Origin of the sequence: Novosphingobium sp. P6W (genome assembly GCF_000876675.2) — a bacterium.
Lineage (GTDB): Bacteria > Pseudomonadota > Alphaproteobacteria > Sphingomonadales > Sphingomonadaceae > Novosphingobium.
The window spans coordinates 3,131,695-3,145,670 of record NZ_CP030352.1; the positions used below are offsets into that span (position 1 = coordinate 3,131,695).

Genomic DNA, 13,976 nt, shown 5'->3' on the forward strand with positions numbered 1-13,976 from the left:
TCACCTTCCCGCGCTATGTCAGGCTGCGTCCACGAGTACCAGTTCGGCATCCTCAAGTGCGGTCACCGAAATGGTATCGAGGCCGGTGATTGCCACACCGTCGCGGGCGTTGGCTTCCACGTCGCCCACCTTTATCCGCCCGGTGGCTGGAACGAGGTAGGAATGGCGGCCTGCTTCGGTTTCATAAGTCACCGTTTCGCCGGCCTTGACCGTGGCCGCCAGAACGCGGGCCTCGGCGTTGATCGGCAATGCGTCCTCGTCCCCGGCAATGCCGCTGGCCAAAGTCACAAAGCGGCCGGTGCGGTCGCCCTTGGGGAAAGGGCGCGCGCCCCAGCCGGGCTTTTCGCCGCGGCGGTCGGGCATGATCCAGATCTGGAACAACGTGGTATCCTCGTCCTCCAGATTGAATTCGGAGTGCTGGACACCCGTGCCCGCGCTCATCACCTGAACATCACCGGCGCCGGTGCGGCCGGTATTGCCCATCGAATCGCGGTGAGTGATCGCGCCGGTGCGCACATAGGTGATGATCTCCATGTCGCGGTGCGGGTGAGGCGGAAAGCCGGACTTCGCGGCGATGGTATCGTCGTTCCACACGCGCAGGCGGCCCCAGTTGGTACGGGCCGGATCGTGATAATCGGCGAAAGAGAAGTGATGATGCGCATCGAGCCAGCCATGGTTGGCGGCGCCGAGAGTGTCGAAGGGGCGCAGTTCGATCATGGGGTACGCCTTTCTTGATAAGAAGGTTGCGGCCGCTGACGGCCTGGATTGCCCCCTATCTAGGCCTTGTCAGGCAATCGCATAATTGCGATAAAATCGACTGAATTATTCGGAAAAGTTGAATGGTTGAACTCGTCCCGCCCAGCCTCGATCACTTGCGCTGCTTCCTTGCCGTGGTGGAGGAAGGCAGCTTCAACGCCGCCGCGCGCAAGCTGGGCCGCGCGATCTCGGTGGTCAGCTATGCCATCGCCCAGCTTGAGGCGCAGCTCGATGTACGCCTGTTCGACCGTGAAGGCTCACGCCGCCCCACCCTGACGGAGGAAGGCCGCGCCCTGCTGTCCGAGGCTCACGCGATCTCTGACGATGTCGACGCCCTGCTCGCCAAGGTCCGCAGCCTGCGTCAGGGGCTGGAGGCGGAACTGTCGCTGGCGGTGGACGTGATGGTGCCTGGTAATGTGCTGGCCCGCCTGCTGCGCGATTTTCAGGCGCGGTTCCCCACGGTGCCGCTGCGCCTCCATGTCGAGGCGCTCGGCGCGGTGGCGGCGCTGGCGCTGGAAGGCCGGGCGACGCTGGCCGTTGCCGGCCCGGACATTCTCGACCTGCCGGAGATCGAGCGCGAGACCATCGGTTCGGTGGAACTGGTGGCGGTGGCCGCGCCGGATCACCCCCTCGCCAGGACCGGACGAATCGCGCCCGGCGAAGCGCGCAAGCACCTCCAACTCGTCCTCACCGACCGCTCGCCGTTGACCGAGGGCCGCGATTTCTCCGTGTTCAGCGCGCGTTCGTGGCGGCTGGCGGACCTTGGCGCCAAGCACGCGCTGCTCAAGGAAGGGATCGGCTGGGGCTCGATGCCGCGCCATGTCGTGAAGGGCGATCTGGCATCGGGGGCTCTGGTCGAACTGCACCTGCCGGAGCGCCCGGTGATCGACTACGCCCTCGTCGCCCTGTGGCGCAAGGACACCCCGCCCGGCCCGGCGGCGCTATGGGTGTTGGACGAATTGCGCGATCGTCTGGCGAAGTGTCCTTCCGGCTCTTGAGCATGGCTGCGATTCGCCCCACTTAGGGGTCATGACCGCAACCCGCCTGTTCGACCGCGCCCTGATCCGGCTTTCCCCGCGTACTGATTCGGAAGGGGTCGCATCGGACGAAAACGTCGTCGATTTCCTGCAAGGGCTGGTGACTTCCGACGTCGCCAAGGCTCTACCTGTCTGGGCCGGGCTGCTGAGCCCGCAGGGCAAGGCGCTGTTCGACTTCATCGTCTGGCCTGCAGGTCGCGGCCTGCTCCTCGACTGCGAGGCCGAGGTCGCCGACGCGCTGGTGAAGCGCTTGTCGATGTACCGCCTGCGCAAGGCGATCGACATCGCCCGCGACGACCACTCCGCCGTCCACTGGCGCCCCCATACCGGCGACGGCGCCGCACCTGACCCGCGCCTCCACGCGCTGGGCGAACGCTGGATCGCCCCCGTCGATCCCACCGACCCGCAAGACGCGGAAACCGGCGCCGACGCGGCATGGCGCGCGCACCGCCTGTCGCTAGGCGTGATGGAAGGCCGCGCCGAACTGGGCGACGGCGAAACGCTTTGGCTGGAATGCAATGCGGGCGAACTGAACGGCGTCAGCTTTACCAAGGGCTGCTACGTCGGGCAGGAAAACACCGCGCGTATGAACTGGCGCGCGAAAGTGAACCGCCGCCTTGTGGTGGTGCCGCTGGACCGCTCCGACGAAAAGCGCCGCCGCGCCGCCTATCCAGACCTCGGGCTGGCAGTCGACCACCTGCGGGTGGAAGACCTCGCAGCGGATATGACGCCGGTGTGGATGGCCGCACAGGCCTGACGCGCAAGCAGTCCTCCCGGCAATGACTAGGCAGCAGCAGCCTTAGGCCGCAGTCTGCGCAATCATTGCCGAGCCGGACATGTCCATCCGGGGGCTGGCGCGCCTCTCCAGGTCCGCCGTGTAGATACGCACCGCGACTTCCATCGCCCGCCCGGCGCTATAGCGCGAGCGCACTTGCCCAGTATCGCGGAAGCCTGCATTTTCGAGCACGCTTTGCGTGCCCGCACAATCGGCGAAGTGACTGGCGACAAGCCGCCGGTAGCCCAACGCCCGCGACTGGGCGATCATCGCCCGCAGCGCCTCGCCGGCAAACCCGCGTCCGCGCTGGCCCGGCACGATCCAGCAGCCCACTTCCACCTCGCCTTCGTAACGACCCAGGCCGATCCCGCCGACAAGCTGCGGTCCACCCGGCGCGCGCAGGTACATGAAGAAATGCGGCAGACGCGGATCGCCCGGCCCTTCTATGTAAGCCTTGATACCTTCGATCGTACTGGGCAGCGGCGCTACCCCAAGATTGCGTTGGATGTCCTCGTCCAGAAGCGCCTCGACTATGTCGTCAAGGTCTTCGGGCCAGGCAGGCCTTAGAAACAGTCTCTCCGTGCGGACGAACATTCGATGGTTCTCCGTCATTTTGCGTACAACGATAATGCCTGCATGTTTCAGCGAATGCACTACGTTTTCTGCACGCCGTATGGGGGAAGAGACCAAATTTCTGACAGTGATGCATTAACGCCCCATGAGAACGGCATTCCGGGAAAATCCTGAGGGCCGTTCTCATGGACGAATCATGCAATTATCTGCGAATCGCCCGTCAGGCTGCCTGAAGGCCCGCCATGGCATCGTCGTCGCAGTCACTTGGCGAATCGAATCGCACTTCGTATTCGCGCGTAGGGCTGGCAAAACCGCGCCCCTTGCTGAACCGCTCGATCACGCGCCCGGTGCGCCGGAAGCCCACTTTTTCGAGCACTCGTCCAGAAGCGGCGTTGTCGATATAGTGGCTGGCGACCACACGCCGGTGACCCAGCGCATGGGCAATGCGCAGAACCGCCCCCGCAGCCTCGCTGGCGTAACCCCGCCCCCACTCGCGCTGCTCGATCCAGTAGCCAAGGTTCACCTCGCCATCGAGCAGCGACAGGCCGCAGCCTCCGATCAGCCGCGCGCCATCCGCGCCCGGCGCGGTGATGAGGAAACGCGGCAGCAGGTGGTCCTGCGGCATGGCGATGAAGCTGCGCGCATCCTCGGCCGTGTAGGGCCAGGGCGCGTTGGCAAGATTGCGCACGACCGTCTCGTCGCCGAGCAGGGCCAGCAGCTCTTCCCAGTCCTCGGCCCAGCCGGGACGCAGGAACAGCCGTTCACTGCGAATGAACATATCGTCTCTCCATCCGCCCCGCCGGCCGCCTAGCAGCCGGGCGTGACAATGCGATTACGCGGATATCGCGTAACAGGGAGCGTCCCCGAACCGGCTGAAACCGGGCGGAAACACAGGTTGCGGGAGGGAGAAACGAAAAAAGGGAGACGGGCTTTATGGCCCTCTCCCTCTAATGCCACGCTCAGGAAGCGTGGCGGGGCCATCCCGTCAGGATGGCCCGTATATCGACCATCCGATTATTCGGCGGCTTCCGCCATCACGGCGTCAACCGAGACGTACTTGCGTCCCTGCTTGCCACCATGGAAGCGCACGCGGCCTTCGGCCGTCGCGAACAAGGTGTGATCCTTGCCGATGCCGACGTTCACGCCCGGATATACGCGGGTACCGCGCTGGCGAATGATGATGTTGCCGCCGATCACTTCCTGACCGCCGAACTTCTTTACGCCGAGACGGCGGCCAGCAGAGTCGCGACCGTTACGCGACGAACCGCCTGCTTTCTTATGTGCCATTTCTGGTTACTCCGAAAATCTGGGTCAGCCGACGGACACGATGCGCAGCAGCGTGAGCTGCTGGCGGTGGCCGTTCTTGCGACGGTAGTTGTGACGGCGGCGCTTCTTGAACACCACGACCTTCTCGCTCTTGGCCTGCGCGATGATCTCGGCAGCGACCGTAAGGTTCGCAATGTCCGCGACCTCGCCGTCCTTGCCGGCAAGAAGAATGTCACCCAGGGTGATCTTGTCGCCAGCTTCTCCAGCCAGCTTCTCAACCGCGATCTTGTCTCCGGCGGCAACCCGGTATTGCTTGCCGCCCGTGCGCACAACTGCGAACATGGTGCCCTTACCTAATATCAAATGCCCGAAACGAGCCGAAACAGAACTTGCCCCGGCGCTCTGGATCCCAGGGGAACCTCGAGCCTTTCGGGCGACGCGCCGACCATCCCGCTTGGCGCGGGGTGCCGGAAAGAGCGCTGCCGTTAGGGGATGCACCGATTCGTGTCAACCTGATTGCAGCAGCTGGCGGGATGATCCGGCAACCGAACAACGTCTCCACGAAAGACACTCCCGCTATGGCGCGGCCATGCTATGGCAGCATCATGACCCGCGCGAAAGCCCGCTACCTCGCCATTCTGCTTCCTTTCGGCATGGCAGCCTGTTCCACCTCCGGCGCTTATCCCTCGCTCGCACAGCGCGATGTCGAGCGTGTCAGCGGCTCGGGCACGCCCGCAGCCGTTGAAGAAGCCGCCCCTGTCCCCGCTCTGCCCCCAGCCAGCGCAGACCTCGTCACGAGGCTGGCGGGGCTGGTGAAAGTCGCGCAGGCGGCCGACCGGCAGTTCCAGTCGAACCGCGCCGCCGCGACGCGCGCGGTCGCAGCGTCTGGCGGTGTCGGCACCGATTCGTGGAGCACGGCGAGCGTTGCCCTCGCCAAGCTCGAATCAAGTCGCTCCAGCGGCATGGGCGCGCTGGCCGATCTCGACACGCTCTATGCGGATGCGCGCGACGCCGCCCCGCTCGACGAATCGCCCAGCACGCTGGCGATCACCTCGGCCCGGTCCGAAGTGGCGGCATTGCTCGATGCGCAGGACAAGGTCATCGCCGACCTTTCGGGACGCCTGAAGGGCTAGAATCGGCCCCGCCGGCGAAGGCGACCTTAGCGCCAGCGACCGATATCCTCGAAATCCTGCGCGCGCGGTTCGATCCAGCTCCATTCGCCGCCGACTTTCTCGCGCTTCCAGAACCACGATTCGCTCTTGAGGTGGTCCATCGCAAAATCAGCGGCGGCAAAGGCATCGCGGCGGTGCCGTGCAGCCGCCGCGACGAGGACGATCGGCTCGCCTGGAACCAGTACGCCGCTGCGGTGGATCACCAGCAGTCCGTCCAGCTGCCAGCGGTCACGCACCCGCGCAGCAAGGCCTTCCATCGCCGGCAGGGTCAGCGGATCGTAATGCCTGAGTTCCAGCGCCTCTACGCCGCCCCCTTCCCGCACCTGGCCGAGGAAGCTGACGATCCCGCCCGCCATGGGCAGTGCAGCGGTGAACGCGCGCAGTTCCTCCGCCGGATCGAAGGCCGAGGTCAGCAGACGGACATCGGACATGTCAGCCGCCCGAAACGGGGGGAAGGAAAGCAATCTCGTCGCCGTCGTTCAGGACGATGCCATGCTTGTCGGCAACCAGCGCGCCATTCAGCGCGACCTTGACCTTCTCGCCGTCGACAGCTTCCGCGAATTCGATCGAGTGCCAGTCGCCCAGCCAGCCCAGCACGTCGGTCCAATCCAGGGGTGCGCTAGCAGCGATATCCTCGAAACCGCGCCCGGCCTGCTCCTCGAGCCGGCCCAGGAACACCAGCTTTGCCTTCATGTCAGCCCCCGGTCATCGACATGTGCCGCGCCAAGGCCGGAGCGCCGCCGGGCGCATCGATGGCGAAGCTGTGGCGCGCGGGTTTGATCTTCATGGCAATGTTCAGCGCATCGGTAAGCGCGGCGGCGGGATCATCCGAACGCAGCGCCGCGCGCAAATCGACCTGTTCGTTACCGCCGAGGCAGGCATAAAGCTGCCCGGTGGCGGTCACGCGAATCCGATTGCAACCGTCGCAGAAGTTGTTGGTCAGCGGCGTAATCAGGCCAAGGCGCCCGCCCGTTTCCGCCACATCCCAGTACCGCGCGGGGCCGCCGGTGCGGTGGCCGCTGGGAGTGAGCGTCCAGCGCCGGGCCAGATCGTCCTGCACGGCCAGGAGCGGCAAGTAGTGGTCGAAGCGATCTTCCTCGACCTCGCCCAGCGGCATGACCTCGATCAGCGTCGCCTCGAAGCCTTGCGCGTGCGCCCAGGCGACGATGTCGGCGATCTCGTATTCGTTCACGCCCTTCAGCGCGACGGTGTTGAGCTTCACCCTGAGCCCCGCCGCCTTGGCCGCCGCCAGCCCTTCCAGCACTTGCGGCAGCGAATCGCGCCGGGTGAGGCGGGCGAAGCCGGCCCGGTCCAGCGTATCGAGCGAAACGTTGATGCGCCGCATACCCGCGCGGTAGAGATCCTCGGCGAATTCGGCGAGCCGGGTGCCGTTGGTGGTAAGGGTCAGTTCCTCAAGATGGCCCTGACCGTCATCAGCGCCGATCCTGCGGCCGATCGCCTGGACCAGATCAATCATGTCCCGCCGCACTAGAGGTTCGCCGCCGGTCAGCCGGATTTTCGTGATCCCCCGCGCGATGAAGCCGAGCGCAAGGTCGTGCATCTCATCCAGGGTCAACACGTCCTTCCTCGGCAGGAAAGTCATGCGCTCGGGCATGCAATAGGTGCAGCGCAGGTCGCAGCGGTCGGTAACCGACAAACGCAGATAGGTGATCCTGCGCTGGAATTGATCGACGAGAGGCGCCAGCGTGCTCATTGCGCCGGATATAGCACTCCGACTGCGCCATTGCCATCGAGCGAAAGCATTTGCCCGGTAACGCCGCCTGCTTCGGCGAGCCAGCCTTGCGTAGCAGCGATAGCCTTAGCGTCGTCGCTTTCCACCGCGTTGAGACGCGAGGGCGCAAAACGCCGGGCCAGTCCCTGCACGGCGGCGAGGCGCCAGGCGCGGTGATCGCTGCCTGCGGGCAGGAATACCAGCGTCAGCGGATCGGCGCCGCCCAGAAGCGTCATCTCGATCGAGGGCAGCAGCCGCGCATGGAAATCGGCGGCCGCCTCAAGCGCATCCTCGGCAAGCGGCCCGAGATGCAGCAGTTCGCTCACCGCCAGTTCCTCACCGGCGATCCCGCGTCAGGGTCATGCCGATCAGTTCGCCATTTTCGCTGAGCGCCAGTTTCACGATCTTCACCGTGATCGACTCGATCCGCTCGTCCTGCACGAACAGGGTTTCGCAGACGTGGTCGGCCACAGCCTCGATCAGCTTGAAGTGGACGCCGGCCGGCAGCCCTTCCGAGGCCGCGAACTTGAGGTCCATGTAGTTCTTGCTGGCCGTCAGCGGGGTGTCGGGGGCGTAGTGGTCCGCCGGCTTCAGCCGCACCGAAATGGTGAAGCGCAGCGGCTGCGGCTTGCCGGTTTCCTCCGAATAGATGCCGGTGAGGACATCCTGCTCGAAGTCGGCAATTTCAAGGATCAGCGAATCGGCCATGGCGCGGTTACTCAGGGTTCGACCAGCGCGCGAAGATCGCGGTGGGAAGCAGTCTACCGCTCTCGTCCTCGCGCACGGCAAGGTCGCCGTGCTCGATGGTGCCGGGCAGGTCGGCGAAAAGTTCCGCCATCAGCCCGGCCAGCGCCAGCGACGACATGCGCACCGCGTAGACGGTGAGGAACAGGAAGCGGCTGTTACCGTCGAGCAGCCGGCGGCAGTCGGCCAGCAGGTCCGGGAGGTTCTCCTCCAGACGCCATGTCTCGCCGGTGGGGCCGCGCCCGAACTTGGGGGGATCGAGGATAATGCCGTCGTAGCGCTTCTCGCGGCGAACCTCGCGCGCGGTGAACTTGGCGGCATCGTCGATCAGCCAGCGCACCGGGCGGTCGTCCAGGCCGGCCAGCATGGCGTTTTCACGCGCCTGCGCCACTGACTTCTTCGAGGCGTCCACGTGCGTCACCGGGCCATGCGCCGAAAGCGCAAGGCTGCCAACGCCGGTGTAGCCGAACAGGTTCAGCGTGCTGGCATCGTCCTTGCCGGCCAGCATGGCGCGCATCCAGTCCCACACCGGGGCCATGTCCGGAAAGAAGCCGAGGTGGCGGAACGGCGTGCACTGCGCGGTGAACGAAACCTCGTTCCACGCCAGCGGCCAGCCATCGCGCGGTACGGCCTTGTCGAACTGCCAGCGGCCGCCGCCGTCCTCGTCGGAACCGGGCACGAATTCACCGTGCGCGTCCCATTCGGTCTCGGCAAGGCGCGGGCTCCACATCGCCTGCGGCTCGGGCCGCACGAAGCGATACGGGCCGTAGCGCTCCAGCTTGCGGCCGTGGCCCGAATCGACGAGGCCATAGTCCGCCCACCCCTCGCCTGTGAGGATCTGCGGCTGGGCAACAAGATCAGCCATTTGCCCGCCCCTTGCGCAGAGCATCCTTCGACAGGCTCAGGATGAGCGGGTCTTGCGTAAATCCAACGCCGCCAGTGCCGAGCTTGTCGAAGCACCGCATCGCTCAGACCTTCGGGCTGGCGAGCTGGGCAACAAACTCCGTCACCGCCTCGAACGTGCCGGGAAGCGTGCTGCACTTTTCCTCGCGCTCGAACAGGTCGCCGACTCGGGCGGGCAGGCTCGGGCGGTGGCCGGTGGCGCGCTCTACCGCCTCGGGGAACTTGGCCGGGTGCGCGGTCGCCAGCGTGACGACCGGGATGCCAGCCTCTACCCCCGCCGTGCGCGCGGCGAACAGGCCGCAGGCGGTGTGCGGATCGATCAGTTCGCCGCAGCTTTCCCAAGCCCAGGCGATGGTCGATGCCATTTCGTCGGCATCGGCGCGGGCGGACTGGAACAGCGCCGAAGCGCCTTCGCGCTGGGCGTTGGTGAGCTGCATCGCCCTGGTCGATTCGAAGCCCGCCATCTGCTCTGCCAAGGCCAGGCCATCGCGACCGCCCAGGTCGAACAGCAAACGCTCGAAGTTGGACGAAACCTGGATGTCCATCGAAGGCGCTGCGGTGGGCGTAACCGTCCCCTGCGAATAATCGCCGTCCGACAGCGCGCGGTGGAGGATGTCGTTGACGTTGGTGGCCACGATCAGCTTCTCGATCGGCAGGCCCATCTGCGCGGCGACATAGCCGGCGAAGACGTCGCCGAAATTCCCCGTCGGCACCGAGAACGCAACCTTACGATGCGGCGCGCCCAGCTGAAGACCGGCAGCGAAGTAATAGACCACCTGCGCCATTAGACGCGCCCAGTTGATCGAGTTCACCGCGCCGATGGCGAAGCGGTCGGTCATGCCCTTGTCGTTGAACACCCGCTTCACGATCGCCTGCGCATCGTCGAAGTTCGCATTCTCAAGCGCGATGTTGTGCACGTTGGGCGCCAGCACCGTGGTCATCTGGAGGCGCTGCACGTCGGACACGCGGCCCTTGGGATGCAGCATGAAGATGTCGACCTTGGCGCGGCCCGCCACGGCATCGATCGCCGCAGAGCCGGTGTCGCCCGAAGTCGCACCGACGATCGTCAGGTTGCCTTCCGAACGGCCGAGGAATTCCTCGAACAGCAGGCCCAGAAGCTGCAGCGCAACGTCCTTGAACGCCAGCGTCGGCCCGTGGAACAGTTCCAGTACCCACTGCTGCTCGTCAAGCTGCTTGAGCGGGGTGACGGCGTTGTGGGCAAAGCGGCCGTAAGCCTGCGTCGTCAGCTCGAGCAGGCGGTCCTCGGTGAGGCTGCCGGCGACGAAAGGCGCCATGACCTTTGCGGCCAGCTCGGCATAAGGAAGGCCCGCCATCGCCGCGATCTCGTCCGCCGAGAAGCGAGGCCATTCGCGCGGCACGTAAAGGCCGCCGTCCGATGCGAGCCCGGCGAGCGTCGCGCCTTCGAAGTCGAGCGCCGGTGCGCTGCCGCGGGTGCTGATGTATTCCATGGGTTAGCGCGGTTAGCGATGGGCGGGGAAGAATGCAATCTAAGCGTAGGGAAGAAGTAGGTCTGAGGACCTACATGGCCTTTGGGGCCTAGCCCACTTTACTGTCGCCCTAGTGCGTGCAGAGGCCTCGCGCGCTCATTGCCGCCGCAGACCATGAAGTCTCCGGACCTCGGTAGGCGCGCAAACGAAGCTGCGCACATGACCTCGACATTACCGGGGTCTGGGGCGATGGCCCCAGGTCTTCCTACTTCCGCTTCTTCAAAGCCAGAAAGTAGATCACCAAAGCAGTCCCCGCGAAAAGGAACCACTGATACGCATAGGACAGGTGGTTGTTCGGCAGCTCGGCCGGATCGGGACCAGCGTTTGCCTCCAACCCTTCAAGCGGCGGATCGGCCACCAGACGCGGCCCCGGCGCGATCACGCCGGTTACCGTGCCCCCTTTCCAGCTTGGCGTCACCAGCGGCTGCAGCGACCAGCCCAACACGACCAGCGCTTGTCCGCCGCCAGGAAGCGTGCAGCGGACGGTCTGCGCCACGCCCGGCTGATTTGCGGTATTGCGCCCGGCAATGCTGCTGCGTGCGCCTGTCCCCACGCATTCGAGCCGTGCGCGGCGGTAGAGCATGTCCTCGCCTACGCCGGCGCTTGTCCATTCCACGGGCGAGGGGTTGCCCCTGGCGGCGGTATAGTGCGCCAGCAACGCCTCTTTCTGGTGCAGGCGGCGCAGTTGCCAAAAGCCCAGCGCAACCATGAGCGCCACGGCGGCAAGGACAATGATCGTGGCGATAATCGGAATGCGGCGCATTTGGGGTTCCTGCGCTGGAGATGCGAAAAGGGCAGCCGAAGCGTTCTTCGGCTGCCCTTTCGTTAAATTCGGGGTCGATGCATCAGTGCGTCGGGTAACCCCAGCCGCCCCAGATGTAGACGGCAACGAAGAGGAACAACCACACCACGTCGACGAAGTGCCAGTACCATGCAGCGGCTTCGAAGCCGAAGTGCTGGCGCGGCGTGAAGTCGCCGTTGTAGGTCCGCTTCAGGCAGACGATCAGCATGATCGTGCCGACGATCACGTGGAAGCCGTGGAAGCCGGTCGCCATGTAGAAGGCTGAGCCATAGGTGTTGCCACCGAAGCCGAACGGCGCGTGGATGTACTCGTAAGCCTGGATGAACGAGAAGAACACGCCCAGCAGGATGGTGGCCCAAAGACCCTTCTTCAGGCCTTCACGGTCACCGTGGATCAACGAGTGGTGCGCCCAGGTTACCGTGGTGCCCGAGCACAGCAGGATCAGGGTGTTGAGCAGCGGCAGCGAGAAGGGGTCCATGACCGCTTCGATCGCCTTGGGCGGCCATTGTCCGCCAATCGACTCCGCCAGCTCCGAGGGAAACAGCGAGAAGTCGAAGAAGGCCCAGAACCAGCCGACGAAGAACATCACTTCAGAAGCGATGAAAAGAATCATGCCGTAGCGCTGGTGCAGCTGCACCACCGGCGTGTGATCGCCGGCATGAGCTTCGTGGACGATCTTGGAGAACCACATGAACATCGAGGCGAGCAGGATCGCCATGCCGGCCCAGGGCACGAACATGCCGCCGGGCATGTCGTGCATGAACAGGACCATGCCGGTGGTGAACGTGAAGGCGCCCACGGTAGTGGCAAGCGGCGCGATGTCCGGCGGAAGGATATGGTAATCGTGGTTCTTCGTGCCTGCCATGGTACCTTCGTCCCCGTTCATCCAATCTGTCAGCCGTTTGCGCAGCGCTTTGAGCGAAATTTATTACGCAAACGGTTCCCGTGCCGGCCTTAACCGCCCGCTTGGGTTCGGTCCAGTGTCTTTGCATCGCCGCCAGAGTTGTCCTGGGTCGAAGTGACATGGAAAGTGTAGCTCAAGGTGATCTGCTGGACGTCCTTGTTGTCCGGATCGTCCAGAATCGCCGGATCAATGTAATAAAGCACCGGCATGCGCACTTCCTCACCGGGCTTCAGCGTCTGTTCGGTGAAGCAGAAGCACTGGATCTTGTTGAAGTAGCGTGCGGCCTGTTCGGGCTCGACGTTGAAGCTGGCGGTGCCGGTCACCGTCTTGCCCGAGGTGTTTTTGGCCCAGAACAGCGCCATATCGCGCGCGCCGATGGAAACCGTATCAGTGCGCTGTAGCGGCTTGAACTGCCAGGGCATGTTCCGTTCGACATTGGCATCGAAGCGGATCGAGATGGTGCGCCCGCTATCCTTGACTGTGGCGGCCTGCGCCTCATCGGCGCGCTGGGTAGTGCCGCCGTAGCCGGTCGCCTGACAGAACATCCGGTATAGCGGCACCGAGGCATAGCCCAGCCCCAGCATGGCGAGCGCCGCCGACAGCGCCGTCAGCGCAGTCCTGCGATTGCTACGGCGCGGCGTGGGGGGAGCGCTTGCCACCATGTCAGCCCATCTTGGCGATCGAGATGAAGAAGATGAGGATCACGAAAGCGCCCAGGCTCAGCGCCAGCACGCGGTTGCGGCCGCGGCGGATCTGATCGACGCTCTGGGGTACATGCTGCTTGGGCGATTTGGGCATCGTCTGGTTCCGATCAGAGAGGAATGAAGCGGTCGACGACGAGCGCCGCAAACAACGCGAAGAGGTAGAGGATCGAATAGGCGAACATCTGCTTTTCCGGCTTCATCGCATCGTCCGGACCCGTGCGTTCACGCAGGCCAACGCGAATCGCGAAGCCGAGGAACACGCTGGAAAGGACGAGCGCCGAGACGCCGTAGATCGCCCCGGCATGCTCATCACCGGGCAGCCACCAAGGCAACGCGCTGAGCGGCAGCAGCAATATCGCGTAAACAAGGATTTGCCGACGGGTCGATCGTTCGCCCGCGACAACCGGCATCATCGGAATGCCGACCTTGGCGTAATCGGTCTTCACATAGAGCGCCAGCGCCCAGAAATGGGGCGGGGTCCACATGAAGATGATGGCGAAGAGCACCACCGGCATAGCCGAGATGTGGCCGGTGGCCGCCACCCAGCCGATCAGCGGCGGGAACGCGCCGGCACCGCCGCCGATGACAATGTTCTGCGGCGTGCGCGGCTTAAGCCAAATCGTATAGACGACCGCATAGTACACGATCGAGATTGCCAGGATCGCGGCGGCCAGCCAGCTGATCGCAACGCCCATCAGGAACACCGAGGCGGCGCACAGCACGCCGGCGAAATCGCGCGCGGTGGTGCGATCAAGGCGTCCTTGGGGGATCGGGCGCTGCGCGGTGCGCTTCATGCCGGCGTCGATATCGGCCTCCCACCACTGGTTGAGTGCCGCGGCGCCGCCCGCACCCATGGCGATGCACAGGATAGCGGTGAAGCCAAGAACCGGGTGGATATGCTGAGGCGCGGCAAGCAGGCCGCACAGGCCAGTGAAGATGACCAGGCTCATCACCCGCGGCTTGGTCAGTGCGATAAGGTCTCGCCAATCGGCCGGGAGTGGCGGGTTGGCAGCTGCGGCCGCTGGGGTGGGACTCGTCATTGTCATTCGATCATACACCTGCCGGCGCCCTAAAAGCGAGGGGCCTGAATGCAGATGATC

20 protein-coding genes are annotated in these 13,976 nt (G+C 64.9%); 3 read left to right on the forward strand and 17 right to left on the reverse strand.

All coding sequences use genetic code 11. The annotated features are described in order from the left end of the window. Positions 1-18: 18 nt before the first annotated feature. Positions 19-717 carry a pirin family protein gene (locus TQ38_RS15015; protein WP_043971608.1) on the reverse strand — a complete coding sequence of 233 codons (699 nt, stop codon included), beginning with the start codon at positions 715-717 and terminating at the stop codon, positions 19-21. A gap of 122 nt (positions 718-839) precedes the next feature. Between TQ38_RS15015 and TQ38_RS15020 the strand changes: the two genes are divergently transcribed. Both TQ38_RS15020 and TQ38_RS15025 read left to right on the forward strand, forming a co-directional pair. Further along, positions 840-1,754 carry a LysR family transcriptional regulator gene (locus TQ38_RS15020; protein WP_043971610.1) on the forward strand — a complete coding sequence of 305 codons (915 nt, stop codon included), beginning with the start codon at positions 840-842 and terminating at the stop codon, positions 1,752-1,754. Positions 1,755-1,785: 31 nt separating this feature from the next. Further along, positions 1,786-2,550, forward strand: coding sequence for a folate-binding protein YgfZ (locus TQ38_RS15025; protein WP_043971612.1), 765 nt, complete (start codon positions 1,786-1,788; stop codon positions 2,548-2,550). 42 nt (positions 2,551-2,592) lie between these two features. Here the strand turns inward: TQ38_RS15025 and TQ38_RS15030 are convergent, their stop codons facing one another. The 4 genes from TQ38_RS15030 to rplU form a co-directional block, all read right to left on the reverse strand. Further along, positions 2,593-3,162 carry a GNAT family N-acetyltransferase gene (locus TQ38_RS15030; protein WP_043971613.1) on the reverse strand — a complete coding sequence of 190 codons (570 nt, stop codon included), beginning with the start codon at positions 3,160-3,162 and terminating at the stop codon, positions 2,593-2,595. A gap of 199 nt (positions 3,163-3,361) precedes the next feature. Then, positions 3,362-3,919, reverse strand: coding sequence for a GNAT family N-acetyltransferase (locus tag TQ38_RS15035; protein WP_043971615.1), 558 nt, complete (start codon positions 3,917-3,919; stop codon positions 3,362-3,364). Positions 3,920-4,155: 236 nt separating this feature from the next. After that, positions 4,156-4,428: a 50S ribosomal protein L27 gene (gene rpmA, locus TQ38_RS15040; RefSeq protein WP_043971617.1), complete on the reverse strand. Its 273-nt coding sequence runs from the start codon at positions 4,426-4,428 to the stop codon at positions 4,156-4,158. 24 nt (positions 4,429-4,452) lie between these two features. Continuing rightward, positions 4,453-4,749 (reverse strand): 50S ribosomal protein L21, encoded by a 297-nt coding sequence (gene rplU / locus TQ38_RS15045; protein ID WP_007685436.1) that lies wholly within the window; start codon positions 4,747-4,749, stop codon positions 4,453-4,455. Positions 4,750-5,012: 263 nt separating this feature from the next. On the opposite strand from rplU, the gene TQ38_RS15050 reads away from it, so the two are divergent. Beyond that, on the forward strand, positions 5,013-5,540 hold the full coding sequence (locus tag TQ38_RS15050) for a hypothetical protein (RefSeq protein WP_043971850.1): 528 nt from the start codon (positions 5,013-5,015) through the stop codon (positions 5,538-5,540). 26 nt (positions 5,541-5,566) lie between these two features. Here TQ38_RS15050 and TQ38_RS15055 read toward each other — a convergent pair whose 3' ends face one another. From TQ38_RS15055 to TQ38_RS15105, 12 genes are all read right to left on the reverse strand, one after another. Beyond that, positions 5,567-6,010, reverse strand: a complete 444-nt coding sequence (locus tag TQ38_RS15055) for a molybdenum cofactor biosynthesis protein MoaE (RefSeq protein ID WP_043971621.1) — start codon at positions 6,008-6,010, stop codon at positions 5,567-5,569. A 1-nt stretch (position 6,011) separates the two neighbouring features. Then, positions 6,012-6,272: a MoaD/ThiS family protein gene (locus TQ38_RS15060; protein WP_043971622.1), complete on the reverse strand. Its 261-nt coding sequence runs from the start codon at positions 6,270-6,272 to the stop codon at positions 6,012-6,014. Between the two features lies 1 nt (position 6,273). Then, the gene (gene moaA, locus TQ38_RS15065) at positions 6,274-7,293 is read right to left on the reverse strand and encodes a GTP 3',8-cyclase MoaA (RefSeq protein WP_043971624.1); all 1,020 of its coding nucleotides are present in this window, start codon (positions 7,291-7,293) and stop codon (positions 6,274-6,276) included. Then, positions 7,290-7,637: a Rossmann fold domain-containing protein gene (locus tag TQ38_RS15070; RefSeq protein WP_043971626.1), complete on the reverse strand. Its 348-nt coding sequence runs from the start codon at positions 7,635-7,637 to the stop codon at positions 7,290-7,292. The genes moaA and TQ38_RS15070 overlap by 4 nt, the downstream gene beginning before the upstream one ends. A 10-nt stretch (positions 7,638-7,647) precedes the next feature. Then, a complete protein-coding gene (locus TQ38_RS15075) occupies positions 7,648-8,019 on the reverse strand; it encodes a dihydroneopterin aldolase (RefSeq protein WP_043971628.1) in 372 nt (123 codons plus the stop codon). 7 nt (positions 8,020-8,026) lie between these two features. Continuing rightward, entirely contained in the window at positions 8,027-8,920 is an 894-nt protein-coding gene (locus tag TQ38_RS15080; RefSeq protein ID WP_043971630.1) for a class I SAM-dependent methyltransferase, read from the reverse strand. Between the two features lie 103 nt (positions 8,921-9,023). Then, the gene (gene thrC / locus TQ38_RS15085; RefSeq protein ID WP_043971632.1) at positions 9,024-10,427 is read right to left on the reverse strand and encodes a threonine synthase; all 1,404 of its coding nucleotides are present in this window, start codon (positions 10,425-10,427) and stop codon (positions 9,024-9,026) included. A 244-nt stretch (positions 10,428-10,671) separates the two neighbouring features. Continuing rightward, on the reverse strand, positions 10,672-11,229 hold the full coding sequence (locus TQ38_RS15090) for an SURF1 family protein (protein WP_043971635.1): 558 nt from the start codon (positions 11,227-11,229) through the stop codon (positions 10,672-10,674). An 82-nt stretch (positions 11,230-11,311) separates the two neighbouring features. Continuing rightward, positions 11,312-12,133 carry a cytochrome c oxidase subunit 3 gene (locus tag TQ38_RS15095; protein WP_043971852.1) on the reverse strand — a complete coding sequence of 274 codons (822 nt, stop codon included), beginning with the start codon at positions 12,131-12,133 and terminating at the stop codon, positions 11,312-11,314. Positions 12,134-12,222: 89 nt separating this feature from the next. After that, complete coding sequence (locus TQ38_RS15100; RefSeq protein WP_043971637.1) at positions 12,223-12,834, reverse strand: cytochrome c oxidase assembly protein; 612 nt, start codon at positions 12,832-12,834, stop codon at positions 12,223-12,225. A 1-nt stretch (position 12,835) separates the two neighbouring features. Next, the gene (locus TQ38_RS31295; protein ID WP_255417951.1) at positions 12,836-12,970 is read right to left on the reverse strand and encodes a hypothetical protein; all 135 of its coding nucleotides are present in this window, start codon (positions 12,968-12,970) and stop codon (positions 12,836-12,838) included. Between the two features lie 13 nt (positions 12,971-12,983). After that, on the reverse strand, positions 12,984-13,922 hold the full coding sequence (locus TQ38_RS15105; protein WP_043971639.1) for a heme o synthase: 939 nt from the start codon (positions 13,920-13,922) through the stop codon (positions 12,984-12,986). Positions 13,923-13,976: the final 54 nt, after the last annotated feature.